Consider the following 26,430-nt stretch of genomic DNA (forward strand, 5'->3'; position numbering starts at 1 on the left):
CCCCCTTACTGAGCCTGAACACGAAGCTCTGCACTACTGCGTGCTCGGTGTCCGAGTAAACTTTTTACATCACTTGATTTTGGCTTCACCAATTTAAACATCGGAATGTATAAATCAAAGTTCGCTAAAATCTGCTCAGCGCGGTTAGACCCCGTTAGCTCTAAATGCTCTGCAATAAGACCACGAAGATGCTCTTGATGAGACGCTAAATCTTCCAGCGTAACAATTTCAACAAGCTCAGGGTTAATGCGTTTTTCAAAGTCATTGCTTTCATCAAGAATATAAGCAAAACCGCCCGTCATCCCCGCACCAAAGTTAATACCGACTTTGCCAAGGACACACACAACACCGCCTGTCATGTATTCACAGCCGTTATCGCCCACACCTTCTACAACCGCTTGCACACCTGAGTTACGAACAGCAAAACGCTCACCCGCACATCCTGCTGCAAACAATTTGCCGCCAGTAGCACCGTACAAGCACGTATTACCTGCAATGGTTGCTTTGTGGCTTTCAAATGATGATCCCATTGGTGGGCGAATGACAAGTTTGCCCCCTGCCATGCCTTTACCAACATAATCGTTAGCGTCACCCACCAACGTCATTTCTAGGCCTCCAGCATTCCATACACCAAACGACTGACCTGCAGTGCCGTGTAACTCTATAGATACAGGATCGGCAGCCATACCTTGGTTACCGTGCTTAGATGCAATGTATCCTGATAGCATCGCCCCCACAGAGCGGTCTGTATTACACACGCGGCTCACTAATGAAATACCCGATTTTTCATCAATTGCTTGCTTGGCTTTATCAAGCAAGGTTTCATTAAGCTGACCTAAATAGTGCGAGCTGTTTGGCGCACTGCAATACAAGGTTTCACCGGTTGGGTTGTTCGGCACAGCCACAACTGACGATAAATCAATTTTCTTTTGCTTCGGCGTTTTACCTTCAATCGCCTCAAGTAAATCTAAGCGACCAATTAAATCGGTTAAATGGGTTACCCCTAAGCTTGCCATGATTAGACGCGCTTCTTGTGCAATAAACTTAAAGTAGTTCATCGCCATTTCTGGTAAGCCATGGTAGTGCTTCTGACGAAGTGTATCGTCCTGCGTTGCTACACCAGTCGCACAGTTATTTAAATGACATATACGCAAGTATTTACAACCCAGTGCCACCATAGGACCCGTACCAAAGCCAAAGCTTTCAGCACCTAAAATAGCGGCTTTAATAATATCGAGACCGGTTTTCAAACCACCATCCGTTTGTAATCTAATACGGTGGCGTAAGCCATTTTCAACCAAAGCTTGTTGTGTCTCAGCTAGGCCCAACTCCCAAGGACTGCCTGCATATTTAACAGAAGTAAGCGGGCTTGCACCTGTACCACCGTCATAACCCGCAATCGTAATGAGGTCTGCATAGGCTTTTGCTACACCCGTTGCAATCGTACCGACACCGGGTTCAGACACTAATTTCACTGAAATTAGAGCTTCAGGATTCACTTGTTTCAAATCAAAAATTAGCTGGGCTAAATCTTCAATAGAGTAAATATCATGATGCGGTGGCGGTGAAATCAACGTTACACCCGGTACTGAGTAACGCAGTTTAGCGATATAAGGCGTTACTTTTTCACCCGGTAACTGACCTCCTTCACCGGGCTTTGCACCTTGTGCTACTTTAATTTGAATCACATCAGCACTGCGTAAATAATGCGGTGTTACACCAAATCGGCCTGAGGCGACCTGTTTAATACGTGAATTTTTCTCGGTGCCATAGCGAAGTTTATCTTCACCCCCTTCACCTGAGTTAGAACACCCACCTAAGCGGTTCATGGCAATAGCCAATGCTTCATGTGCTTCAGGTGATAGTGCACCAATACTCATTGCCGCCGAGTCAAAACGCTTATACAGCTCTGTTGCTGGTTCAACATCATCGATACTGATTCCGGCATCAGGAATTTTAAGCGCCAACATGTCACGTAAATTTGTGATTGGGCGGTTATTAACTAAATCAGCGTAGGCAACGTAATCACTGTACTCACCCGAGCGCACTGCTTTTTGCAGAGTTTGGATCACATCAGGGTTGTAAGCATGATATTCACCACCGTGAACATACTTTAATAAACCACCATGGCTTAATAACTTGCGCTTACTAAATGCGAGCTTATGAAGCTTACGTTGATCATCATCAAAGTCAGTAAAACACGCACCTTTAATACGGCTTGCTACACCATTGAAACAGGTTTCAATAACCGCTTCTGACAAACCAACCGCTTCAAACAGCATCGAGCAACGATATGAGGCAACTGTACTGATCCCCATTTTCGACATGATTTTGTAAAGGCCTTTGTTGATCGCATTACGATACGCCAACGTGACTTCACAATAGCTCTTGTTAATAATCTTTTTATCGCTCATTGCAACCAGCGATTCATAGGCCAAATAAGGGTAAATCGCCGTCGCACCAAAGCCTAATAACACAGCAAATTGATGAGCATCTCGCACGCTACCTGATTCAATAATGATGTTTGATTCACAACGTAAGTTATTATCAACTAATCGTTTTTGAATTGATCCTACCGCCATTGCAGCAGGAATGGGTAGGTGCGTTTCACTAAAGTTACGGTCACTCAAGACTAACATCACACACCCTGATGCGGCTTTTTCTTGCGCTTCGTCACAAATACGTGTGATCGCTTTTTCAAGGCCTTCTTCGGCTGTGTAAGTAATATCGATTTTGCAGTAGCTGTAATGCGCTTGGTCAGCACTTAACAGCTGTTTCATGTCTGCGTACATCAAAATCGGTGTTTCAAATTGCAGACGTTTCGCATGACCCGTGGTTTCATTGAACACGTTTTGCTCACTACCAATACACGTGGCAAGTGACATAACATGATTCTCACGCAGAGGATCAATCGGTGGATTGGTTACTTGTGCAAACTTTTGACGGAAGTAATCAAATAATGAACGGTGCCCTTCAGACAGCACGGCAAATGGGGTGTCATCACCCATTGAGCCCGTTGCTTCTTGACCGTTTTCGCCCATGACACGAACAACACTGTCGAGTTCTTCGTTAGTAAAGCCAAACATTTTTTGATATTTCAGCAGTGTTTCGTCATCAAACGAGCGATTACCTGCATCTTTTTCAGCCAGTTTTTCGAACGGAGTCAAACGCTTAACGTTAGCTTCTAGCCACGCTTTATACGGGTGACGTGATTTAAGATCTTGGTCAATTTCGTCAGAGTGCCAAATTTTACCTTGGTGAGTATCAATTACTAATAATTCACCCGGACCAACTCGTCCTTTTTCAACCACTTCGTCTGGCGCGTAATCCCAAATACCCACCTCAGAAGCAAGCGTAATAAATCCATCTTGCGTAATGACATAACGCGCTGGACGAAGGCCATTTCGATCAAGGTTACAGGCCGCAAAACGACCATCAGACATAACAATACCAGCAGGGCCATCCCATGGTTCCATATGCATAGAGTTAAAGTCGTAGAAAGCACGTAAATCGTCATCCATGGCTCGGTTTTTCTGCCATGCAGGCGGAACAAGCATACGCATCGCACGGAATAAATCCATACCACCCGCTAAGAACAATTCAAGCATGTTATCTAAGCTTGATGAATCAGAGCCACTTTCGTTGACAAATGGGGCTGCTGATTGCAAATCAGGGATCAGTGGAGATGCAAATTTATAAGCACGGGCACGTGCCCACTGGCGGTTACCTTGGATGGTATTAATTTCGCCGTTATGCGCTAAATAGCGGAACGGCTGCGCCAATGGCCAACGAGGTTGTGTATTGGTAGAAAAACGCTGATGAAATACACAAATCGCACTCGTCATGCGCATGTCAGCTAAATCGAGGTAAAAGTTCGGTAAATCCACAGGCATCATCAAGCCTTTGTAAACCGTTACCAAGCCAGACAAGCTCGCAATATAGAAATGCTCATCATTTTCTAGACGCTTTTCTGCACGGCGACGCGCAACATACAAACGACGCTCTAAATCTTTTGGACGCCAGCCCTCAGGTGCGCTGACAAAAATTTGTTCAAAGCCAGGTAGTTGTTTTTTTGCAATTGGCCCTAAACAAGATGCGTCTGTCGGAACGACTCGCCATCCTTGAATATTTAAGGTTTCTTTTTCGAGCTCTTCACTCAAAACATCTTTAGCAGTCTGTGCAAGCACGGGATCGGCATTTAAAAACACCATGCCGACTGCGTAGTTCTTCCCTAAATGCCAATCGTGTTCACTGGCAATTGCACGAAAGAAACTATCGGGTTTTTGCATTAATAAACCACAGCCATCACCTGTTTTACCATCAGCAGAAATACCACCACGGTGTTCCATGCGATCTAGGCCTGTGATTGCGGTTCGAATCAAGCGATGACTCGCCTGACCATTGACCTGGGCGATTAAGCCAAAGCCACAATTATCTTTTTCTAATTTTGAGTCGTATAACATAGACCCCTCCCCTTGCTACAACGACTAGCGGTTCAGTCTTTTGTGACAGTGCTAGCAGACGAACAAAACTATCGCCAAATAAACCATGAGTCAATAGAGTTTTGAATACATATTCATATTTATGAATATTTCTCACTTGAGGACGCACTTTAAAGTCTATGCTATTTTTTTACATTTAGACGCTATTTAACCATTATTTTTTTATGACACTGGTGTCAATTTTAACAGTTTGTAAAAAACCATCCTGAAAACGGATAGTTTACGTTAACGTAAACTGACAATTCATTTTGCATAGATATTCAAATCATGCATAGTAATGCAGTTATTTTGCGCTCTCTCAGCTGTTAGCTGCTTAAATATTTACCAATACATTAAGCTTAGTTACAAATAGCACTTTTTTAGCAGCCGACCTTAGTCTTACTTACCTTTAGGTGTTTACCTCTGCGTCAACCAATGCACTTTAAAAAGTGTCCGCTACGGACACTTTTTCTGTCCGCGGACAGAATAAAAACCTCAAATAAAAATAAAAACATTAAAAATCAGTAAGTTAAATATTGGCACACTATTGGTATAGATAGGTCATTATCGAATTAGAGGATCGAAACATGTTCACTATGAGTTTGTTTATGACATCACCACTTACCATGATTGCCATTGGCTTCATGATTATATTTTTTGAGAATCGTAAGGAAGTATGATGATTAAAGATACCAGTGCCCAAGATATAACCGTGGCTAAAAAAAGAAACATTAAAAAACCACTGTTGTTCACTGTGAGTGTTCTTATTGTGAGTGCCCTTGGCTTTCAAGCACTCTTTGCGAGCAACGATGGGAGTGTGTCTGTTGATAAAGCCAGCTTACAAATAAGTGAAGTGACTCAGCAAACCTTAATTAGAGATGTGGCAGCAAGCGGGAAAATTGTCGCGGCTAATGCACCTAAAGTTTACAGCCCCGAGCGCGGCTTTGTCGATCTTAACGTAAAGGCTGGCGACAGTGTTGAAGTAAACGAAATTATTGCTGTGGTTAAAAGCCCAGAGCTTACCAATGAATTAAAACAACAACAATCTGTGTTGGCGCGTTTAGATGGTGAATTACAACGAAAGCAACTTGAAGCACGTAGACAAAAATTAAGCTTAACAAAAGCACTTGATTTGGCACAGGTAGAGCTAAATGCCGCTGATAGAGAAAACCGCCGTGCGCAATTATCTATCGAGAAGCACCTTATAAGTCAGATCGATTTAGAAAAAGCCGTAGACGATTTAGCCCGCGCGAAACTCTCCTTCAAGCATGCAGAACAAGAAGTCAGCCTTGCTAAAGACACACTGGCATTCGAGCTAAAAGCTGCAGAGCGAGACCTTGCTCGTCAACAACTCATTGTGGATGACTTATTACGCCAAGTTAATGAGTTAACAATTAAAGCCAGCGTCAGTGGCATTGTCGGTAATTTACTCGTGCAACCTAAAGAAGCGGTTACACAAAGCCAACCATTAATGACACTGGTTGACTTAAGTAATTTTGAAGCACAGTTGCAAGTACCTGAAAGCTATGCCAATGAGCTAGGCCTTGGCATGCAAGTAGAGTTAACTCTCGGTGCCCGCCAAGTCATGGGGACATTATCAGCAATCTCGCCGGAGGTGAATAACCGTGAAGTCACAACACGTGTTCGCTTCGATAAAGAAATTACCGGCATTCGCCAAAACCAACGTTTAACCGCACGCATTCTTTTGGAGAACCGCGACAATGTTTTACAAGTTAAACGTGGTGCGTTTTTACAACAAGGCGGTACCCGCGCCTATAAAGTAGACGGCGACATGGCCTATTTAATCGATATAAAAACAGGTGCTAGCAGTATCAATGCCGTTGAACTGTTAGAAGGGGTAAAACCAGGCGATAAGCTAATCATCTCTAACTACGACCGTTATAAACAAGCACCGACTCTCGTATTACGCTAACAGCAACAAGGAATAATTATTATGCTTACAATGAACAACATCAGCAAAGTGTATCAAACAGACATGGTACAAACTCATGCATTACGTGATTTCAATCTCCATGTAGAAGAAGGTGAATTTATTGCTGTTACTGGCCCGAGTGGTTCAGGCAAAACGACCTTTTTAAATATTGCCGGTATGCTAGAACCGTTTTCAGAAGGCCAGTATCTTTTAGATGGTATTGATGTAGGTGGTCTTAACGATAATCAGCGTGCTGATTTACGGAACCAAAAAATAGGCTTCATCTTCCAGGGGTTTAATCTGATACCCGATTTAAATCTATACGAAAATATTGAAGTACCTCTGCGATATCGAGGAATTAAAGCTGCTGAGCGTAAACGTCGTATTGAACAATGTTTAGAGCAAGTAGGTTTAGCGTCACGTGCTAAGCATTTACCGCAACAACTTTCAGGTGGGCAACAGCAACGCGTGGCTATTGCCAGAGCACTTGCGGGTGAACCCCGTTTTTTACTTGCCGATGAACCAACGGGTAACCTAGACAGCTTAATGGCGCGCCAAGTAATGGAATTGCTCGAACAAATTAATCGTGATGGCGCCACCATTGTCATGGTTACTCACGACCCTGAACTTGCCCGAAGAGCCCCGCGTAATATCCAAGTGGTGGACGGTCAACTTGCCGATTTCACGCTTTACCAAGGCACGCAAAACCTCAAAGCGGCAGGAGTATAGTCATGTTCCTTCATTATCTAGATTTAAGTTGGCGAAGCTTTAAGCGCACGCCCTTAGTGAGTTTTTTAATGGTATTAGCGATTGCCATTGGCATTGGTGTAACGATGACGAGCTTGTCGGTGTATCACATGATGTCTGCCGATCCGATCCCGCAAAAGAGTAGCCAACTATACAGTGTGCAATTGCAAATAATGGACGAGGGTTCAACTTGGTGGACAAAAGATAATTTACCAATGCAATTAACCTATCAAGACGCGGTTAATTTAAATAAGGCAGAAGCCGGTGGTAAGCGCGTCACGATGGTGCGCACTGGGTTTTCTGTTTATTTAGACTCCGATACCGTAAAACCATTTATTGGTCAGGCGCGTTTAACAACCCCCGACTTCTTCGACATGTTTAACTTATCATTTTTATACGGTGGCGTGTGGAGTCAGCAACAAGAAGCAACTGCTGCACCCGTAGTCGTTATCAGTAAAAAGCTCAACGACAAACTATTTGCGGGAGAAAACTCTGTTGGCAAAATTATCTTCCTTGATGATGCAAGCTATGAAGTGGTTGGGGTTATGGATGACTGGAATATTACGACCAAATATTACGATTTAAATAACGGCGCATTTAATAAAACCGAACAACTCTACCTGCCTTTTAGCTTATTAAAAGCACGTGAGCTTGAAAACTGGGGCAATACAAACGGTTGGAAGCACGAAAAAACCAATACGTTTAACGACAAGCTTAATTCTGAATTAGTTTGGCTGCAATTTTGGGTCGAACTAAAAACACCCGCAGAAAAGCAAGCGTATGAAGATTTCTTAATGGCTTATATGCAAGAACAGCAAAAGCGTGGTCGCTTTAACCGCGAAAAGCTTGAAGCGAAATTGCGTGATGTAAACGAATGGGTGGAATACAACAATGTGGTAAGTGAAGATAACGAAATTCTCGTTGGCCTAAGCTTTATGTTTTTAGCGGTATGTTTGGCAAATATTCTAGGCTTATTACTGGCTAAATTTCTTCGCCGTGCGCCAGAGGTTGGCGTACGCAGAGCTTTAGGCGCAAGCAAACGCCAAATTTTCTTTCAACACATTGTCGAAGTGGCCATGCTCGGATTTTTAGGTGGTATTTTCGGGGTTATTTTAGCCCAAGTGGGACTTTTAGGTGTGCGCCAAAGCTACAGCTACTATCAAAGCTTAGCCACCATGGATTTAACCATGTTACTTAGCGCCCCTGTAATAGCAATTAGCACCTGTGTAATCGCAGGTCTTTACCCTGCGTGGCTGGTGTGTAAAACCAACCCTGCTATATACCTTAAGAGCCAATAAGGAACTGTGTTATGTTAGAAATTAAACCTATATTTCATGCCTTATGCCGCTCAAAGGTTGGGGCTATTCTGTTACTAATTCAAATTGCCATTACCACAGCAATCGTCAGTAACGCCGCGTTTATTATTCAAGATAGAATTAGCTATTTAAGCCAAGAAACAGGCTACCCAGAACAAGACATTTTTATTTTTAATGTGATGATGTTCGGCCAAGACACCTCGCCAAGCCAACAATACGAGCTTGATGAAGCTATGTTACGTCAAATTCCAGGGGTGGTTGATGCTGCTTACTCTAGTACCACACCTCTTTCGGGCAGTGGTTCATCATCTGACTTTAGTTTAAAACCGGCACCACAAGAGAGTAAATCAGCACGTAGCTCATATATGTTTATCGACGAGCACGGCATTAACACGTACGGTGTTAACTTAATTGCTGGGCGTAATTACAGCGAAGACGAAGTGATCGTAACAGAGAATTACGATGAGCTTTCGAAGGTCATCGTGGTGAGTAAAAGTCTATCTGATGAGCTTTTCCCTGATGGTAATGGCTTAGGTCAATCTATTTACTTTGGTGATATTCCTTTAAAAATTATTGGTATTGTCGATGTAATGAAAGGCCCATGGCTTAAAGATAGTCGCCCAGATAATGTGGCATTAATTCCGTTCATTAAAGCAGGTAGCAATGCACGCTTTGTCGTAAGAACAGAGCCTGGGCAACGCCAGTCTGTAATGAACCGTGTTGAAGAAGCCATGCTTAAAAACTACAACAAACGCGTTATCTCGCGCATTCGCGGCCTTGATGAAGACAAAGAGCAGTACATGGCTGAAGACACGCTTATGATGCGTATGTTAATTGTTTTAATCACAATTTTAGTGTTGGTCACTGCGCTGGGTATCTTTGGTCTTACACTCTTTAATATTAGTAAACGCACGAAACAAATTGGGACTCGCCGTGCTCTTGGAGCAAGAAAGTCCGCCATTATTAGCTACTTTTTAGTCGAAAATGCCATGATTTGCAGTGTAGGTTTAGTAATAGGCATGATAGCAGCGATGTATTTAGGCCAATTACTGATGCAACATTTCTCGATTGCTCAGTTAGATGTGCGTTATGTAATTGCCACTGCAAGCGCTGTGTTTATTATGAGTTTGCTTGCGGTTCTTGCGCCAGCCAAACGAGCTGCGAACATTTCACCCAGCATTGCAACACGCACCATTTAGTTCTCCCAAGCTATGCTACACTGGATTTACAGTGTAGCATTTATAAGTACACACTTAAGTTGGCTCTTGCACCGGACTTACTTAACATATTTAGGAAAACAGCAAAAAAATAATAATATGGAAAAAATACTTATTGTTGATGACAACCCCGCGATATTAGACGCCTTGTCATTATTATTAGAGATCCACAATTATACCGTGGTTACTGCAAGCACCCCATTTGAAGCAATCCAAGCAGTACAGTACCAGCGTATTTCATTAGTTATTCAAGATATGAACTTTACCGCCGACACCACCTCGGGTGAAGAAGGCAAGGCGCTGTTTTATGACTTACGCGATATAAACCCATTACTGCCTATTATCTTAATCACCGCATGGACCGAGCTTGCAACAGCTGTTGAACTTGTAAAGGCGGGTGCCGCAGACTATTTACCAAAGCCGTGGGACGATACAAAACTGCTTACTTGTATCAATAATTTACTCGAACTTGGTAAAGCGAAACAACAAAATGAAACTTTCGCACGCCACCAGCAAGAACGCGAAGATTCCATTAAAACTGCCAACCTTGTCGGCCTTATTTATAAAAGCACAGCGATGGAGCATATTGTTAATCTTGCTATTCAGGTGGCAAAGTCAGACATATCAGTGCTTATCACTGGCCCAAATGGCAGTGGCAAAGAGCGCATAGCACAGATAATCCAAGCCAACTCTCTGCTTGCAGACCATCCTTTTATCACTGTTAACGCCGGTGCATTGCCAAATGAACTCATTGAAGCTGAATTGTTTGGCGCTGAAGCTGGCGCGTACACAGGTATCACCAAGCAACGCATTGGCCGTTTTGAAGCCGCCGATGGGGGCACATTATTTTTAGACGAAATAGGCAACCTACCGTTGTCCGGTCAAATGAAATTATTACGTATTCTGCAAACTGGTGAATTTGAGCGTTTAGGATCAACGCAAACTCGAAAAGTAAATGTGCGGGTTATATCAGCAACAAACGAAGATTTAACGCACGCGATTAAAGCGGGTCATTTTCGGGAGGACTTATATTATCGTCTCAATGTTATTGAGTTAAACCTGCCTAGCCTAGCTGACAGACCCGATGATATTCTTGCCCTAGTGGCACACTTTTTACCACATCGCAGTGTGTCTCTAAGCACCGAGAAAGCCCTGCTTGCCCATCCGTGGCCGGGTAATGTACGTGAACTTGAAAATGCGTGTAAACGGGCTGCCGTATTAAAACCAACTGGCACTATTGAACTTGCCGACTTTGGCTTAAACGTCGATACCACTAAAGCCACATCAATAAAAAGTGAACCGACAAAGCACGATATTGAACTGGCAATGCGCGAACACCAAGGGGTGATTGCTAAAGTTGCGCGACATTTTGGTCTTAGCCGACAAGCGCTGTATCGCAGACTCGATAAATTTAAGATAGATTACTAATGTTAAGAAATAAGATTATTCTATTGTGTGTTGTTGCAGCGGTAGTCCCTCTATTACTGGTAAGCTATTTTGCTGCTCTTCCTGGATTATATACTTTGCTTGCGGTCATTGGTTGCGCCTTGCTAGCTGGCCTTTTGGCGTACCAGTTAAGCCGCCCTTTAGCTGACGGTATTGCGTCTCTTGAATCTGGATTGCTTAACTTTAAAGACGGTGAACTGGCCACCCTTTTGGCCTATGATAGCAAAGATGAACTGGGTGACTTATGCCGACTTTATAACCAAACAGCAAAGCAACTTCGCCAAGAAAAGCAATGGATATACCAGCGTGAATTAATGCTCGACAAAGTACTGCAAAGCTCGGAGCAAGCGGTGCTACTTATTAACGATCAAGGTTTTATTGTTTACAGTAATCACAGTGCTCGTAGCTTGTTTGAAGCAAAATCAGCTATCGAAGGACTTAAACTAGAAAATGTGATTAGTACCTGCTCTGAACAACTGACACGTGCTATCAACAAAGGGATTGATGGCTTATTTACCCTCGATAAAACGGAACAAGAATCACAAACTTGGCATATGGCAACGGGCCGCTTATTACTTAATAATCAATACCACCAACTGTATGTGTTCAAACAGCTCACACGGGAACTCAGCCGCCAAGAGGTTGAAGTATGGAAAAAAGTAATCCGTATCATCAGCCACGAACTCAATAATTCGCTGGGCCCAATGTCATCAATGCTCCACAGCGCACAATTATTAACAAAAGAAGTCGACGAGCCACGTTTAAAACGCGTATTCACCACCATTGAAGACCGTATCAAACACCTTAATGAATTTGTTCAAGGCTATGGTAAATTTGCCAAATTACCCACCCCACAGTTATCAGCGATTAACTGGCCATCGATCGTCGAGCAATTAAAAAGCCAATGGCAAGTCAATATTACTCTTGGCGATAACGTAAACACACAAGCCGATCATACTCAGCTTGAGCAACTGCTGATTAATTTATTAAAAAATGCGTACGAATCGGGTACTAAACCTGAAGACATCAGTCTGAGTATTCAACAAGAAATGGCCAGCACCCACATTACTGTGAGCGACAGAGGCAAAGGCATGAGCGAAACTGTAATGGCGAATGCACTGATCCCCTTTTACTCCACTAAATCGACAGGCAGTGGTTTAGGGCTAGCGTTGTGCCGAGAAATAGTTGAAGCACATCACGGGCAAATTAGCCTTCACAACCGCGAGCAAGGTGGCTTAAGTGTGCATGTGATTTTAGCGCAATAAAAAAGCCGCTTATGCGGCTTTCTCGGCAAACTAAGTAAGATTACTCAGCGTCTTGTTCTTTGTACTTTGCAGCTGTTTCTGTGATTAATGGTTGTAATTCACCACGTTGAAACATTTCGATGATAATGTCACAGCCACCAATTAATTCACCTTCAACCCAAAGTTGTGGGAATGTTGGCCAATTAGCGTAAGCAGGTAACTCTGCACGAATATCTGGATTAAGAAGAATGTCAACGTAAGCAAACGGTTCACCACACGCCATTAAAGCTTGTGATGCTTGAGAAGAAAAACCACAGTTAGGTAATTTTGGTGATCCTTTCATGTATAAAAGGATTGGGTTTTCAGAAATTTGCTGTTTAATTTTATCGATGGTTTCCATTTACAACCTCAAAAGACATTGACTTACTACACTGGCCTTGAAAAATATTCACTGTGGCCTCAGATATATAACTTAAAATGGACTATCACAGTCACAATTTTAAAGAGTCTTTAGCAATAGCATTGCTGTTTGCTAAAACTTGAGTAAAATACTCAACAATTATAGTAACACTATAATACCATTTGGTATAGGTGAGTACGCTGTTTACCTCGCTATTACCTATAACTGAGTGGACTATCAACCAAGAAGATGGAGATAAAAAATGGCATTTGAACTACCGTCACTACCATACGCAATCGATGCATTAGAGCCACATATTTCAAAAGAGACTCTAGAGTTTCACCACGGTAAACACCACAACACATACGTTGTAAAATTAAACGGTCTGATCCCAGGCACTGAATTCGAAAACAAATCTCTAGAAGAAATCGTTTGTTCTTCAGAAGGTGGTGTATTTAACAATGCTGCGCAAATCTGGAACCACACATTCTACTGGAACAGCCTATCTCCAAACGGTGGTGGCGAACCAACTGGCGCTATTGCAGACGCTATCAACGCTAAATGGGGTTCTTTCGAAGCATTCAAAGACGCGTTAAACGACAAAGCTGTAAACAACTTTGGTTCAAGCTGGACTTGGTTAGTTAAACTAGCTGACGGCACACTTGATATCGTTAACACATCAAATGCTGCTACACCATTAACTGATGAAGGTGTTACACCAATCCTAACTGTGGATCTGTGGGAACACGCTTACTACATCGATTACCGTAATGTTCGTCCTGATTACCTAAAAGGTTTCTGGGCACTTGTTAACTGGGATTTCGCGAACGCTAACTTCGCTTAATTCTGTTTAACTTGCAGTAATTAAAAAAAGACGCTCCGGCGTCTTTTTTATTGCCTTTTTTATATCACTGTTCAGCCGCAGCCCAAGCGCCATAATAAATGCGTACCAAGATGATCTTTTTTCAATTAAATTCTTAATTTTCTTGCGCAAAAATTCAAAATCGTGACTAAGCTTTAATTAACCTTTGCTTTTTTCTTAATCTAATTACACGTCATTTTAGCGGGTTTTCGGAGGTCTCTATGAGTATTTTTGAGCATTACCAATCACGATACGAAGCAGCGCAAGAAGAAGAATACAGTATTGAGGAATTTCTCGAGATCTGTAAGAAGGACAAATCAGCTTACGCAAGCGCACCTGAGCGCCTGTTAATGGCCATTGGTGAGCCTGAAATTATTGACACATCGACCGATGCGCGGCTCAGCCGATTATTCTCCAATCGTGTCGTTGCGCGCTACCCAGCATTTCACGATTTTTATGGTATGGAAGACGCCATTGAACAAATCGTTTCTTACTTAAAGCATGCTGCGCAAGGTTTAGAAGAATGTAAGCAGGTATTGTATTTACTTGGCCCTGTGGGCGGGGGTAAATCATCTATTGCCGAAAAACTAAAATACCTGATGCAACAAGTGCCTATTTATTCAATAAAAGGGTCCCCTGTCAATGATCACCCTCTCGCTTTGTTTGATCCAAACGAAGATGCTGAACTACTCGAGAAAGAATACGGCATTAAGCCTCGCTATTTAAAAACAGTGATGTCGCCGTGGGCAGCCAAGCGCTTAAGTGAGTTCAATGGTGATATAAGCCAATTTAGAGTGGTAAAACGCTACCCTTCTATTTTGAATCAAATTGCGATCGCCAAAACAGAGCCGGGCGATGAAAACAATCAAGATATTTCTGCTTTAGTCGGTAAAGTCGATATTCGTCAGCTTGAGCATTTTGCACAAAATGACCCTGATGCTTACGCGTATTCAGGTGCACTTTGTTTAGCGAACCAAGGGTTGATGGAATTTGTGGAAATGTTTAAAGCACCTATTAAGGTACTCCACCCGCTACTCACGGCCACCCAAGAAGGTAACTATAATGGCACCGAAGGTATTAGTGCCCTTCCCTTCAACGGCATGATTTTAGCTCACTCGAATGAATCTGAGTGGCAAACATTTAAAAATAACAAAAACAACGAAGCATTTTTGGACCGTGTTTATATTGTTAAGGTACCTTACTGCTTACGCGTTTCTGAAGAAGTGAAAATCTACAACAAACTTCTTGAAAACAGTGAACTTCACGATGCGCCATGCGCACCAGGCACATTAAAAACATTGGCACAATTTACCACTCTTTCACGTATTAAGGAGCCAGAAAATTCAAGCATCTATTCAAAAATGCGTGTCTACGACGGTGAAAGCTTAAAAGACACCGACCCGAAAGCGAAGTCATACCAAGAATACCGTGATTATGCGGGTGTTGACGAAGGTATGACTGGGCTCTCTACACGTTTTGCCTTTAAAATTTTATCGCGAGTGTTCAACTTTGATACCACAGAAGTCGCAGCAAACCCTGTTCACTTGTTTTATGTTTTAGAGCAGCAAATTGAGCGCGAACAGTTCTCAGCCGATGTGGAAGAACGCTACCTAAGTCACTTAAAGGGCTATCTAATCCCGCAGTATGTCGAGTTTATTGGCAAAGAACTACAAACTGCCTATTTAGAGTCTTATTCTGAATACGGACAAAATATTTTTGATCGCTACGTAACCTATGCTGATTTTTGGATTCAAGATCAAGAATATCGCGACCCAGATACAGGCCAACTTTTTGATCGAGCAGCATTAAATGCAGAGCTCGAAAAAATTGAAAAGCCAGCAGGTATTTCGAACCCGAAAGATTTCCGTAACGAGATTGTCAATTTCGTACTGCGCGCACGTGCGCACAACCAAGGCAAAAACCCGCTTTGGACCAGTTACGAAAAACTTCGCACAGTGATTGAGAAAAAAATGTTCTCGAACACCGAAGATCTGCTTCCAGTTATTTCTTTCAATGCGAAAACTTCTGCCGAAGATCAGAAAAAACACGAAGACTTTGTCAACCGTATGGTTGAAAAAGGCTATACCCAAAAACAAGTACGTTTACTTTCTGAATGGTATTTACGCGTTAGAAAATCGCAGTAAAAAACGTTTGTTTCAAGGGGGTTGTTATGGCGCATTTTATAGACCGACGCCTGAATGGAAAAAACAAAAGTACGTTGAACCGTCAGCGTTTCATCAGGCGTTATAAAAAACAGATTAAAGAAGCCGTATCTGATGCCATTAATAAACGCAGCGTAACCGATACGAGCAGTGGCGAGAGTATTTCTATTCCACAGCGCGATATTAGTGAGCCTGTATTTCATCAAGGACGTGGGGGCGATCGGGAGCAAATACATCCAGGAAATGACCAATTCTCAACAGGCGATAAAATTAAACGCCCGCAAGGAGGCGGTCAAGGGGGTGGCAGTGGCGAAGGTGACGCAAGTGATTCGGGCGAAGGCCAAGATGAGTTTGTTTTTTCTATCTCTAAAGACGAGTATTTAGATTTATTATTTGAAGATTTAGAGCTGCCAAACTTACAGCAAAATCAACTTGATAAACTCGTGCAAATGAAAACGCATCGCGCTGGTTTTTGTAGCGATGGTATGCCCAGTAATATTGATATAGTGCGCTCATTACAAGGCTCGCTCGCTCGCCGTGTTGCAATGACAGCGGGCAAAAAACGACATCTGAGCGAACTTCAAGGACAATTAGCGCTTTTGAAAGCAGAGGAAGAGCCCGACAAAGCTGCCATTGCCCTGCTTGAGCGTCAAATTGAAGAGCTTGAAAGTCGCATAAAAGCCGTGCCGTTTATTGATAATTACGACTTACGTTTTCGCAATTACGAAAAACGTCCCCACCCGACGAGTAAAGCCGTGATGTTTTGCCTTATGGATGTGTCAGGTTCGATGGATCAAGCAACAAAAGATATGGCAAAACGGTTTTATATTTTGCTGTATCAGTTTTTGACTCGCAGCTACAAAGATATCGAAGTCGTGTACATTCGCCACCATACACAAGCGAAAGAAGTTGATGAGCAGGAGTTCTTTTACTCACAAGAAACCGGTGGCACTATTGTGTCGAGTGCGCTGAAATTAATGAATGAAATTATCGCTGAACGTTACCATGCAGATGAGTGGAATATTTATGCTGCACAAGCATCTGATGGTGATAACTGGGCCGATGACTCTCCTCATTGCGGTGAAATACTCCGCAATAAATTACTCAAAGCAGTACGTTACTATGCGTACATAGAAATTACGGCGCGTGCGCATCAAAGTTTATGGCGTGAGTATCAATCTATAGCACAAACACACGACAACTTTGCCATGCAACATATTCGTGGTGTAGAGGACATTTACCCTATTTTCCGTGAATTATTTAAAAAGAATCGTCAGCAGCAAGGCGCCGCATAGCCTTGCGAGTGAGGTAAAATATGGCCGATAAACGTATTAGTGACGGACCGGATTGGACGTTTGATTTATTAGCACAGTACCAAAGTGAAATTGAGCGAGTCGCAAAGATCTATAAGCTCGATACTTACCCGAATCAAATAGAAGTGATCACTGCTGAACAAATGATGGATGCTTACTCAAGCGTAGGCATGCCTATCGGTTATAGTCATTGGTCATACGGTAAAAAGTTTATTCAAACAGAGCAAAATTATAAACGCGGGCAAATGGGGTTAGCGTACGAAATTGTTATAAATTCAGACCCCTGCATTGCTTACCTAATGGAAGAAAACACCTTGCCAATGCAGGCTCTCGTGATGGCGCACGCGTGCTATGGCCACAACTCATTTTTTAAAGGTAATTACTTATTTAAAACCTGGACCGATGCAGGTTCTATTATCGACTACTTATTATTTGCGAAAAATTATATTGCGCGCTGTGAAGAGAAGTACGGTATTAATGAGGTAGAAAACCTTATCGACTCTTGTCATGCCTTAATGAACTATGGGGTTGACCGGTATAAGCGCCCGCAAAGAATTTCGCTGTATGAAGAGCAAAAGCGTCAACAAGAACGCGAAGATTATCTGCAATCGCAGGTGAATGAATTATGGCGAACTATTCCAACATCTCAACAAGAGTCGAAAAAACACGAGCGTCGATTTCCTGAGGAACCACAAGAAAATATTCTGTATTTTATAGAGAAAAATGCCCCGCTACTTGAATCATGGCAACGTGAAGTAATCCGTATTGTGCGAAAAATTTCACAATACTTTTACCCCCAAAAGCAAACGCAGGTGATGAATGAAGGTTGGGCAACGTTTTGGCATTATACGATTTTAAACCACTTGTATGATGAGGGAAAACTCACCGATGCCTTTATGCTCGAGTTTTTACAAAGCCATACCAATGTGGTTTATCAGCCGCCTTATAACAGCAATTATTATTCTGGTATTAATCCCTATGCATTGGGCTTTAATATGATGGTTGATATTCGCCGAATTTGTGAAAATCCCACTGATGAAGATAAAAAGTGGTTCCCTGAATATGCTGGAGCCGATTGGCTAGAAACCCTGCATTTTGCCATGCAAAACTTTAAAGATGAGAGCTTTATTAGCCAGTTTTTATCACCTAAAATTATCCGTGACTTCAAGCTATTTACTATTATTGATCATGAAAAAGAGCCAACCCTTAATGTCGGCGCGATACATGACGAAGTGGGCTATCAACAAGTACGTGAAACGTTATCTGCACAATATAACTTAAGTAATCATGAACCCAATATACAAATCTATAATGTTGATATTAGAGGAGATCGTTCTCTAACCTTACGCTATGTACCGCATAAAAACATTCCGTTAGCTGGCTCAAAAGATGAAGTGCTGAAACACCTTTACAGGTTATGGGGGTTTAAGGTAAAACTGGAACAAGAATCTTCAACCGGTGAAATTTCACTACTTGGTGAATGCCCAAAAAGTGATGCACGACACACAACAGAGTAGATCACATGGATAAAAAAATACTGGTCATCATCGACGCTATCGCCGATGCCAAAACCTCGATACTTCACGCCAAACAAAAAGCGAAGGGGGTTAGGCATATTGATATCGTCGCATTTAGCTATGAAGATACCAACAGTATTTTATTTTCGATTCCACCCGAAGAAGCACTTGCTATTCAGGATAAAGAATTAGGTAAAATTCGTGACACACTATCACCTTTAATTGACAGCCATTTAGAGCAAGGTAGCTACACATTCCAAACGCTTTGGCATGAAAGTCCTGAGCAGTGGCTTGCTAATGAGCTTGATACGTCAGCGTACGAGCTTGTGATTAAAACGCGTCATATTGATGCAGAAACACAGTTTAGTGAGCTTGATTGGCAGCTTATACGCTTCAGTCCCCTACCGCTTTATTTAGCTGCTGATAACAAGTGGAAAAACAATACTAATGTGCTCGCTGCGCTCGACTTAGGCAGTGAGAAAGCCACTAAATATCGTCTTAACGAAGCAATGATAAAAATGGGTCTAGCGTATGCCGCTGATTATGAAAGTGATTTTTTTGCTTGTTATACCGTGCATGTATCGCCCTTTTTACGCGATTTGGGGTTAGTTTTTTCTGATGAGCAAGTTATTAATGCTTATGAAAAACTCCCCAGTGCCCAACGCGCACTGATTGAGTCATATAACCTCAAAGAAAAGCTAGAAATTAAGGCAGGTATCGTCGAGCAAGTGATCCCCAGTATCGCCGCAAAACTCAGTGCAGACCTTGTAATAATGGGTACGGTGGGTAATACAGGAATTAAAGGGCATCTTATTGGTAATACAGCAGAAAAGGTTATGAAATTACTAAAAACGGATATTTTAGTGATCCCTCCTTTCGATAACTAAAGCCAGACTTAATATCAATTAGCTTAATTAGGTGGTCTATTTTGAGGCAATAAAACCGCGTTGATAACACGGCAAAAATGTCGTTATTTAGATGTTCTCGGCAATTGCGCATACATCCATGCAGTCGTAAATCAGACATTTTTAACGCAGGTAGCGACAGGTTTAATGCCTCAAAAAGATTAAGTCTTGTTTTGCAATTGGTGTCATAAGTCTGAATAAGCCGTCACTTTATTACGGCCATTTTGTTTAGAGTGGTATAAGGCTTGATCAGCTGCTTCAATCCACTTTTCATAACGCTCAAACTTTTTCTCATCAGAGCACGCAAAGCCAATACTCACCGTGAGTTTAATTTGTTTATCACCAAAATAAATTGACGAATTTTCAATAAGAGCACGTAAACGCTCTGCAAAGATCATTGCACCTTCATGATCCGTATCAAGCAAAGTTACGGCAAATTCTTCACCACCATAACGGCCTGCTAAATCAGTTTCACGTAATGTTTTTCTCAATAAATCAGCAATATGACGCAGTGCTTCATCACCAGCACGATGCCCATGCTCATCGTTAACGGTTTTAAAATGGTCGATATCAAACATTAATAACGTACTGCAGCCACCGCTTCTGGAAATACGCATGTATTCTTTACGTAGTTTTTGCTCCCAGAATCCGCGATTAGTTAGCTGTGTCAATGCATCAGTGCGACTCATTTGTTCGAGCTTCGCATTAACGTCTTCAAGTTCTTTTTTATTCACCGCTTCATCGGTCACATCGTAAATAATAATACAGATATGTGATACTTCGCCGGTCGTTGTGGTGAGCGGAATAAAGGTAGCATTTTGATACATATGATCCGCTTTACCGGTAATTGGACGGTAATTTTTAAAACGGAAAATATAGGGTTGCTGCTCCCAAATCGTGAACGAGCGATTATTAAGAATAAACACAGATTCAGACTTACTACGAAACCATTTTTCATCAATTGATGGAAAGAGATCAAATAAGTCTTTGTCTTTTACTGCGCTTGGCAATAAACCCGAATGGTTTTCCATAAAACCATTCCAAATGCAGACTTTATAGTCTCTATCAAGCACCACAAGGCCTACATCAACGGTATTAAACATATCCATTAACCAATGGAGTTCATTCATATTAAAATCGGCTGCAGGCATAGTTTAGTCTTCTAATAAATAAGCTACTTTATATTTTAAAGTTTTTAATGAGTCCTCAGTAAACAGCAACATAAGATCACAATTAATGTTGTGATTTTCAATGCCGTAACTGATCTCAATGGCGAGAGTTCGTTGCCAACGTGATTTATTGGCTTTAACCAAATCAGACACATCACAATGCTGACCTAACACCACCGGATGACCTTGACTAAAACGCATATCAAGTTGCTTTGACAGCCCACTCAAAATAGCGCCTATTAAGATGTTACTGACATCCATTAACAGTTCAAGCTCAACTTTATTGTTAAGCTCTCCTTCGTAATTCATTAACGAAGCAATTTCTTTAAAACTCGAATCATTTAACAGCAATAACGCTTCACCCGACACGCCACCGCCAATAAAGCCTTGGCACACACCTGACGTTGAGGCATTGGCATCAATCGACCGCAAGGCCATATCAAGCTCATTGACTTCAAGTACATTTACGTTCGGAATTGGAAGCTTTACAAACACATTCAATAAACGTGCTAATAAGTCCCCTGCTTGGCCCATAGCAACATTGGTGAGTTCTTGGTATATGTCACGTACATCGGGGTCGACTTGCTCACCTAGCTTATTTGCTAAGCGCTCCCGCATGGCTTTGTCTTTAATACCATGATGTTCAATAATGTTCGCGAGCTTTTCTGCTGAGCAGGGTTTCTGAATAAAATCGATTGCGCCAAGTTCAAGCACGCGTTGATGCGCATTTGGCTGGATATCGCCCGAGACGACAACGGTTAATACATGTAAGCCTTGATCTTGAATGGCTTGCAACACTTCATAACCATCCATTTCGGGCATATTTAAATCAAGAAATAAAATTTCGGGCTGTAAACGCTTAATTTGTTCAATACAGTGAATGCCGTTTTCAGCAAATTCGACTTTTATATCCCAATCATCAGGTAAAGAGCGCGCTAATTGTCTACGCGCTAATTTTGAATCATCACAAACTAATACCGATGTTGACATATATTCTCTCTAAATACGCACTTTTGAACTAGCTAATACAAAATGCACTAACTTTATTATTATTTTTATAAACAAAAATCGGACTACGCACACATGTTAATCAAACTACAGGTTATTTACAATTTTAAATTGTGGTAAACCTTGGAGCTATTGGTTCAGTATAATACACTGATGTTAAATGCGTTAATTTGAAGGAATGAAGTAATGTTGTTACGCCCTCTTATGTTTGCTCTTGGAGCAGTTTGTACATTCAGTTATGCCAATGATTTAGTAGAAAATAGTTTAGATGCTGGCAAAGTTTCTGCACAATCGAAACCCGTCACATTACTTGGACAAGGTGTTAAAGTAGGTCAGCAAGCCCCTAACTTCAAGGTCGTAGATGGTAATTTCACCCCTGTCACTCTCAACGACTATCAAGGGCAAGCCGTATTATTAAGTGTTGTGCCAAGCCTTGATACGGGCGTTTGCAGTATTCAAACAAAACATTTTAATGAAAAAGTAGCTTCTGAGTTTCCCAGCATTGCAATGCTAACATTAAGTGCTGATTTACCCTTTGCGCAAAAACGCTTTTGTAAAGCCGAAAATATCGATAAGGTCACGGCATTGTCTGACTCTGTTTGGCGTGACTTTGGTCAAAACTATGGTTTGATCATTAAGGATATGGGGTTATTAACCCGTGCAGTGTTCGTTTTAGATAAGGAACACAAAATCGTTTACAAACAACTTGTCGATAACCTCTCTAAAGAGCCCGATTACGACAGCGCAATTGATGCACTGAAAAAGCTATAACCTCAGCGATACTAAAAACAAAAAACCGCCAACAGGCGGTTTTTTTGCTTAGTTAATCCTAAGATTAACCAAGTAGTTCACCAAGTTGTTGGCTTACTGCTTCAACAGCTTGTGTACCATCCAGTTTGTGGTACTGAGTGTTACCCGCTTTTGCTTCAGCTTGGTAATAGTCAACAAGTGGTTTAGTTTGGTCGTGGTAAATACCTAAACGTTTACGTACTGTTTCTTCAGTATCGTCATCACGAATAATAAGGTCTTCACCTGTGATATCGTCTTTACCATCTACTTTTGGTGGATTGTAAACAACATGATATACACGGCCAGAACCTGGGTGTACACGACGACCGCCCATGCGCTCAACGATGATTTCGTCAGCAACATCAAATTCAATAACATGGTCAACAACCACGCCATTTTCTTTCATTGCATCAGCTTGAGGAATAGTACGTGGGAAACCATCTAGCAAGAAACCTTTTTCACAATCAGGCTTTGCAATACGCTCTTTAACAAGACCAATAATGATTTCATCAGATACTAATTGACCTGCATCCATTACTTTTTTAGCTTCAAGACCAAGCGGTGTACCTTCTTTGATTGCTGCACGCAGCATATCGCCCGTAGAAATTTGTGGAATACCGTATTTGTCCATCAAAAACTGAGCTTGAGTACCTTTACCTGCACCCGGCGCGCCCAAAAGAATAATGCGCATATCATTGTCCTCTGTGTGATACTAATCTTTAATTATGGTCGATCAGTGGAGTTTTGTTTTTAGAGCCTGAATTCTTCCACAACTGAGGCTATACCTCAAGTAACTTATACCAATTGCCTATATTAGCGGCAATAAAAAAGGAAGCTGGGCTTCCTTTTCTAATTCAAACTGTAAAAACGCTTACTTGCTTAAATCTAGCATTAGTTTATTCAAGCGAGTTACAAAGCCAGCAGGGTCTTTTAAGGTACCGCGCTCAGCCAGTAATGCTTGGTCAAGTAGGACATGTGACCACTGAGTAAACTTGTCTTCATCTTGTTCAACATTTAAATGCTTCACAAGTTGGTGCTCTGGATTAAGCTCAAAAATTGGCTTTTGCTCAGGCACTGTTTGACCTACTGATTCCATTAGTTTTTGCATTTGCGAGCTCATGTCATGCTCATCAGCAACAACACAGGCAGGCGAGTCGGTTAAACGGTGCGTAAAGCGTACATCTTTAACACTATCACCCAGGGCTGTCTTAATACGTTCAACTAAGCCTGCCACTTCTTTTTCTGACTCTTCTTGCGCTTTTTTGGTTTCTTCATCATCCATGTTGCCAAGGTCTAAGTCACCACGAGTGATTGACTGGAATGATTTTTCGTTGAACTCTGTTAGGTAGCTCATCATCCACTCATCAACACGGTCACTTAGTAGCAATACTTCAATGCCTTTCTTACGGAAGATTTCTAGGTGCGGTGAATTTTTTGCCGCAGCAAATGAATCAGCAACCACGTAGTAGATCTTATCTTGTTCTGGCTTCATACGCTCAATGTATTGATCAAGCGATACATTTTGTGTGCTTTCGTCTGTGTGTGTTGAAGAGAAACGCAGCAACTTAGCAATAACTTCTTTGTTTGCCATGTCTTCTGCTGGGCCTTCTTTTAACACTTGACCAAACTCGTTCCAGAACGTTTGATAATCTTCTTCACGGTTTTTAGCCATGCGCTCAAGCATTTTAAGGACACGCGATGTACACCCTTTACGGATTGCTTGTGTCACTTTGTTATCTTGTAAGATTTCACGCGATACGTTAAGTGGTAAGTCATTTGAATCAAGTAGACCTTTCACAAAACGCAGGTAGCTTGGCATAAATTGCTCAGCATCATCCATAATGAAAACGCGTTGCACATACAGTTTTAAACCTGTTTGACGGTCACGATTCCATAAATCGAATGGTGCTTTTTTCGGGATGTATAACAAGCTTGTGTATTCAGTTTTACCTTCAACCTTGTTATGCGCCCAGCTTAATGGCTCTTCCCAATCATGACCAATATGTTTATAGAATTCTTTGTATTCTTCGTCTGTTACTTCTGACTTGTCGCGAGTCCACAGTGCCGTTGCGCGGTTAATACCTTCCCATTCGCCTGGTTGTGCTGGGATTTTCTCGCCATCAGGACCTTCAGATTCTGGTACTTCTGCTTTGTACATTTCAACAGGAATTGAAATATGGTCAGAGTATTTAGTAACGATACTGCGTAAGCGATATTCATCAGCAAATTCTTTTTCGTCTTCACGTAAATGAAGAATAATTTCAGTACCACGGGTTGGCTTATCAATTTCTTGTAGCGTGTATTCGCCTTCACCAGCTGATTGCCATTCAATACCTTGGCTCTCACCGGCTTTACGGGTGCGTACCGTTACTTTATCCGCAACGATAAATGCTGAGTAAAAGCCTACACCGAATTGACCAATTAATTGTGAATCTTTGCTTTGGTCACCCGTTAAGTTTTGAAAAAACTCTGCCGTGCCTGATTTTGCAATCGTACCTAATGAGTTAATTACATCTTCACGGCTCATACCGATACCGTTATCAGTAATAGTCACTGTGTTTGCATCTTTATCGGCACTGATACGTACTTTTAAGTCGGCATCGTTTTCATATAAATCGCCATTTGAAAGCGCAAGGAAACGTAATTTATCTGCCGCATCTGACGCGTTTGATACGAGTTCACGTAGGAAAATCTCTTTATTAGAATAAAGAGAATGAATCATCAGGTTTAATAGTTGTTTGACTTCTGTTTGAAAGCCTAATGTTTCTTTTTGTGCTGCAGTCATTGTGTAAATCTCCAATTAACAAAGTGTCTTATCTGCACTATGACTCATATATGGGGCAGGCTTTAGGAACTTCAAGGCAAAAAATTAAATTTGCAGGTAAATTGGAGATAAAACACAAAAAAGCCTGCATTAAGCAGGCTTTTGATACCGTTTTGGGTATTAGTTTTGATTTACTGCGCGTCGCCCGCTAAAGGCATGCATTAGGGTCATGCCATCAAGCAAGTCAAGCTCACCACCAACTGGCACACCGTGAGCAATGCGTGAAGCATTCACTTGGTATTTGTGACAAAGCTCTGCAATATAATGGGCTGTGGTTTCACCTTCAACACTTGGGTTGGTTGCGAGGATCACCTCATTAATGCCGCCGTTTTGCAGTTTACTTTCTAGGATATCAAGGCCGATTTCTTTGGGGCCTATGCCATCAATTGGTGACAAGTGACCCATTAAAACGAAGTAAAGCCCTTGATATTGTCCGGTTTGTTCAATAGCAAGTACATCGGTTGGCGATTCAACCACACACAATAAACCACTATCTTGGCGTTTAACACTTGAACAAATATCGCACACAGGCTGCTCTGTGAAGGTACGACAAGACTGACAGTGCCCTACTTCATCCATTGCTTTTGTGAGTGCGTGGCCAAGTTGTTTACCCCCTTGGCGGTCGCGTTCAAGTAAATGAAAAGCAATACGCTGTGCTGACTTCGGGCCAATACCCGGTTGGCAGCGCAGTGCTTCAATTAACTGTGTTAAACTAGGCGATAGTTGCATAAATGTTCACTTAGAATGGCATTTTCATACCTGGTGGTAATTGCATACCGCCAGTTACTTTGCTCATGCGCTCTTGTGTTTCTTCGGCAACACGGCGTACAGCGTCATTACATGCTGCTGCAAGTAAATCTTCGATCATATCTTTGTCGTCTTCCATTAGGCTTTCGTCAAGCTCTACACGACGTACATTGTGGTTACCTAGCATCGTTACTTTAACTAGGCCTGCACCTGCTTCACCTACAACTTCTAGGTTTGCGATTTCTTCTTGGGCTTTTTGCATGCGCTCTTGCATTTGCTGCGCTTGCTTCATCATGTTACCCATTCCACCTTTAAACATAACTGTCTCTCTTTCTAAACTACTTTAATTG

Annotated in this window: 20 protein-coding genes; 12 read left to right on the forward strand and 8 right to left on the reverse strand. The window is 41.9% G+C overall.

From position 1 onward, the window contains the following. Nucleotides 1-5 precede the first annotated feature (5 nt). Nucleotides 6-4,463, reverse strand: coding sequence for a glutamate synthase large subunit (gltB, locus tag IT970_RS09560; protein WP_036967633.1), 4,458 nt, complete (start codon nucleotides 4,461-4,463; stop codon nucleotides 6-8). Between the two features lie 697 nt (nucleotides 4,464-5,160). Between gltB and IT970_RS09565 the strand changes: the two genes are divergently transcribed. From IT970_RS09565 to IT970_RS09590, 6 genes are all read left to right on the forward strand, one after another. Next, nucleotides 5,161-6,414: an efflux RND transporter periplasmic adaptor subunit gene (locus tag IT970_RS09565; RefSeq protein ID WP_118844411.1), complete on the forward strand. Its 1,254-nt coding sequence runs from the start codon at nucleotides 5,161-5,163 to the stop codon at nucleotides 6,412-6,414. A gap of 21 nt (nucleotides 6,415-6,435) precedes the next feature. Further along, nucleotides 6,436-7,143, forward strand: a complete 708-nt coding sequence (locus tag IT970_RS09570; RefSeq protein WP_036967628.1) for an ABC transporter ATP-binding protein — start codon at nucleotides 6,436-6,438, stop codon at nucleotides 7,141-7,143. Between the two features lie 2 nt (nucleotides 7,144-7,145). Next, entirely contained in the window at nucleotides 7,146-8,459 is a 1,314-nt protein-coding gene (locus IT970_RS09575; RefSeq protein WP_118844412.1) for an ABC transporter permease, read from the forward strand. 11 nt (nucleotides 8,460-8,470) lie between these two features. Beyond that, on the forward strand, nucleotides 8,471-9,676 hold the full coding sequence (locus IT970_RS09580) for an ABC transporter permease (protein ID WP_036967624.1): 1,206 nt from the start codon (nucleotides 8,471-8,473) through the stop codon (nucleotides 9,674-9,676). Between the two features lie 117 nt (nucleotides 9,677-9,793). Next, nucleotides 9,794-11,122 (forward strand): sigma-54-dependent transcriptional regulator, encoded by a 1,329-nt coding sequence (locus tag IT970_RS09585; protein WP_036967620.1) that lies wholly within the window; start codon nucleotides 9,794-9,796, stop codon nucleotides 11,120-11,122. Further along, the gene (locus tag IT970_RS09590; protein ID WP_118844413.1) at nucleotides 11,122-12,405 is read left to right on the forward strand and encodes a sensor histidine kinase; all 1,284 of its coding nucleotides are present in this window, start codon (nucleotides 11,122-11,124) and stop codon (nucleotides 12,403-12,405) included. The genes IT970_RS09585 and IT970_RS09590 overlap by 1 nt, the downstream gene beginning before the upstream one ends. Before the next feature lie 40 nt (nucleotides 12,406-12,445). Here IT970_RS09590 and IT970_RS09595 read toward each other — a convergent pair whose 3' ends face one another. Then, complete coding sequence (locus tag IT970_RS09595) at nucleotides 12,446-12,784, reverse strand: Grx4 family monothiol glutaredoxin (protein ID WP_036967616.1); 339 nt, start codon at nucleotides 12,782-12,784, stop codon at nucleotides 12,446-12,448. A 262-nt stretch (nucleotides 12,785-13,046) separates the two neighbouring features. Here IT970_RS09595 and IT970_RS09600 point away from each other — a divergent pair, with 262 nt between their 5' ends. From IT970_RS09600 to IT970_RS09620, 5 genes are all read left to right on the forward strand, one after another. Continuing rightward, on the forward strand, nucleotides 13,047-13,628 hold the full coding sequence (locus IT970_RS09600) for a superoxide dismutase (protein WP_036967613.1): 582 nt from the start codon (nucleotides 13,047-13,049) through the stop codon (nucleotides 13,626-13,628). 239 nt (nucleotides 13,629-13,867) lie between these two features. Beyond that, nucleotides 13,868-15,790 carry a PrkA family serine protein kinase gene (locus IT970_RS09605; protein WP_036967610.1) on the forward strand — a complete coding sequence of 641 codons (1,923 nt, stop codon included), beginning with the start codon at nucleotides 13,868-13,870 and terminating at the stop codon, nucleotides 15,788-15,790. 26 nt (nucleotides 15,791-15,816) lie between these two features. Beyond that, nucleotides 15,817-17,103: a YeaH/YhbH family protein gene (locus tag IT970_RS09610; RefSeq protein ID WP_036967607.1), complete on the forward strand. Its 1,287-nt coding sequence runs from the start codon at nucleotides 15,817-15,819 to the stop codon at nucleotides 17,101-17,103. Nucleotides 17,104-17,123: 20 nt separating this feature from the next. Continuing rightward, on the forward strand, nucleotides 17,124-18,638 hold the full coding sequence (locus IT970_RS09615; protein WP_036967604.1) for a SpoVR family protein: 1,515 nt from the start codon (nucleotides 17,124-17,126) through the stop codon (nucleotides 18,636-18,638). A gap of 5 nt (nucleotides 18,639-18,643) precedes the next feature. Then, nucleotides 18,644-19,525, forward strand: a complete 882-nt coding sequence (locus IT970_RS09620; protein ID WP_118844414.1) for a universal stress protein — start codon at nucleotides 18,644-18,646, stop codon at nucleotides 19,523-19,525. A gap of 203 nt (nucleotides 19,526-19,728) precedes the next feature. Here IT970_RS09620 and IT970_RS09625 read toward each other — a convergent pair whose 3' ends face one another. Both IT970_RS09625 and IT970_RS09630 read right to left on the reverse strand, forming a co-directional pair. Next, entirely contained in the window at nucleotides 19,729-20,694 is a 966-nt protein-coding gene (locus IT970_RS09625) for a sensor domain-containing diguanylate cyclase (RefSeq protein ID WP_036967597.1), read from the reverse strand. Between the two features lie 3 nt (nucleotides 20,695-20,697). After that, nucleotides 20,698-21,702: a response regulator gene (locus IT970_RS09630; RefSeq protein WP_036967595.1), complete on the reverse strand. Its 1,005-nt coding sequence runs from the start codon at nucleotides 21,700-21,702 to the stop codon at nucleotides 20,698-20,700. A gap of 207 nt (nucleotides 21,703-21,909) precedes the next feature. On the opposite strand from IT970_RS09630, the gene tpx reads away from it, so the two are divergent. After that, entirely contained in the window at nucleotides 21,910-22,491 is a 582-nt protein-coding gene (gene tpx, locus IT970_RS09635) for a thiol peroxidase (protein ID WP_065978729.1), read from the forward strand. 64 nt (nucleotides 22,492-22,555) lie between these two features. Here the strand turns inward: tpx and adk are convergent, their stop codons facing one another. The 4 genes from adk to IT970_RS09655 all read right to left on the reverse strand — a co-directional run bounded on the left by adk (nucleotide 22,556) and on the right by IT970_RS09655 (nucleotide 26,399). Next, nucleotides 22,556-23,200, reverse strand: a complete 645-nt coding sequence (adk, locus tag IT970_RS09640) for an adenylate kinase (RefSeq protein ID WP_036967590.1) — start codon at nucleotides 23,198-23,200, stop codon at nucleotides 22,556-22,558. Between the two features lie 180 nt (nucleotides 23,201-23,380). Next, nucleotides 23,381-25,294: a molecular chaperone HtpG gene (htpG, locus tag IT970_RS09645; protein WP_036967589.1), complete on the reverse strand. Its 1,914-nt coding sequence runs from the start codon at nucleotides 25,292-25,294 to the stop codon at nucleotides 23,381-23,383. A gap of 159 nt (nucleotides 25,295-25,453) precedes the next feature. Beyond that, a complete protein-coding gene (recR, locus tag IT970_RS09650) occupies nucleotides 25,454-26,062 on the reverse strand; it encodes a recombination mediator RecR (protein ID WP_036967569.1) in 609 nt (202 codons plus the stop codon). Nucleotides 26,063-26,072: 10 nt separating this feature from the next. After that, a complete protein-coding gene (locus tag IT970_RS09655; protein ID WP_036967566.1) occupies nucleotides 26,073-26,399 on the reverse strand; it encodes a YbaB/EbfC family nucleoid-associated protein in 327 nt (108 codons plus the stop codon). Nucleotides 26,400-26,430: the final 31 nt, after the last annotated feature.

It is taken from the genome of Pseudoalteromonas sp. A41-2 (assembly GCF_015767615.1).
Lineage (GTDB): Bacteria > Pseudomonadota > Gammaproteobacteria > Enterobacterales > Alteromonadaceae > Pseudoalteromonas > Pseudoalteromonas lipolytica.

What these genes read in the sequence shown, in the direction of transcription:
- gltB (WP_036967633.1), bottom strand. Translation starts at nt 4,463, where the DNA reads ATGTTATACGACTCAAAATTAGAAAAAGATAATTGTGGCTTTGGCTTA.
- IT970_RS09565 (WP_118844411.1), top strand. Translation starts at nt 5,161, where the DNA reads ATGATTAAAGATACCAGTGCCCAAGATATAACCGTGGCTAAAAAAAGA.
- IT970_RS09570 (WP_036967628.1), top strand. Translation starts at nt 6,436, where the DNA reads ATGCTTACAATGAACAACATCAGCAAAGTGTATCAAACAGACATGGTA.
- IT970_RS09575 (WP_118844412.1), top strand. Translation starts at nt 7,146, where the DNA reads ATGTTCCTTCATTATCTAGATTTAAGTTGGCGAAGCTTTAAGCGCACG.
- IT970_RS09580 (WP_036967624.1), top strand. Translation starts at nt 8,471, where the DNA reads ATGTTAGAAATTAAACCTATATTTCATGCCTTATGCCGCTCAAAGGTT.
- IT970_RS09585 (WP_036967620.1), top strand. Translation starts at nt 9,794, where the DNA reads ATGGAAAAAATACTTATTGTTGATGACAACCCCGCGATATTAGACGCC.
- IT970_RS09590 (WP_118844413.1), top strand. Translation starts at nt 11,122, where the DNA reads ATGTTAAGAAATAAGATTATTCTATTGTGTGTTGTTGCAGCGGTAGTC.
- IT970_RS09595 (WP_036967616.1), bottom strand. Translation starts at nt 12,784, where the DNA reads ATGGAAACCATCGATAAAATTAAACAGCAAATTTCTGAAAACCCAATC.
- IT970_RS09600 (WP_036967613.1), top strand. Translation starts at nt 13,047, where the DNA reads ATGGCATTTGAACTACCGTCACTACCATACGCAATCGATGCATTAGAG.
- IT970_RS09605 (WP_036967610.1), top strand. Translation starts at nt 13,868, where the DNA reads ATGAGTATTTTTGAGCATTACCAATCACGATACGAAGCAGCGCAAGAA.
- IT970_RS09610 (WP_036967607.1), top strand. Translation starts at nt 15,817, where the DNA reads ATGGCGCATTTTATAGACCGACGCCTGAATGGAAAAAACAAAAGTACG.
- IT970_RS09615 (WP_036967604.1), top strand. Translation starts at nt 17,124, where the DNA reads ATGGCCGATAAACGTATTAGTGACGGACCGGATTGGACGTTTGATTTA.
- IT970_RS09620 (WP_118844414.1), top strand. Translation starts at nt 18,644, where the DNA reads ATGGATAAAAAAATACTGGTCATCATCGACGCTATCGCCGATGCCAAA.
- IT970_RS09625 (WP_036967597.1), bottom strand. Translation starts at nt 20,694, where the DNA reads ATGCCTGCAGCCGATTTTAATATGAATGAACTCCATTGGTTAATGGAT.
- IT970_RS09630 (WP_036967595.1), bottom strand. Translation starts at nt 21,702, where the DNA reads ATGTCAACATCGGTATTAGTTTGTGATGATTCAAAATTAGCGCGTAGA.
- adk (WP_036967590.1), bottom strand. Translation starts at nt 23,200, where the DNA reads ATGCGCATTATTCTTTTGGGCGCGCCGGGTGCAGGTAAAGGTACTCAA.
- htpG (WP_036967589.1), bottom strand. Translation starts at nt 25,294, where the DNA reads ATGACTGCAGCACAAAAAGAAACATTAGGCTTTCAAACAGAAGTCAAA.
- recR (WP_036967569.1), bottom strand. Translation starts at nt 26,062, where the DNA reads ATGCAACTATCGCCTAGTTTAACACAGTTAATTGAAGCACTGCGCTGC.
- IT970_RS09655 (WP_036967566.1), bottom strand. Translation starts at nt 26,399, where the DNA reads ATGTTTAAAGGTGGAATGGGTAACATGATGAAGCAAGCGCAGCAAATG.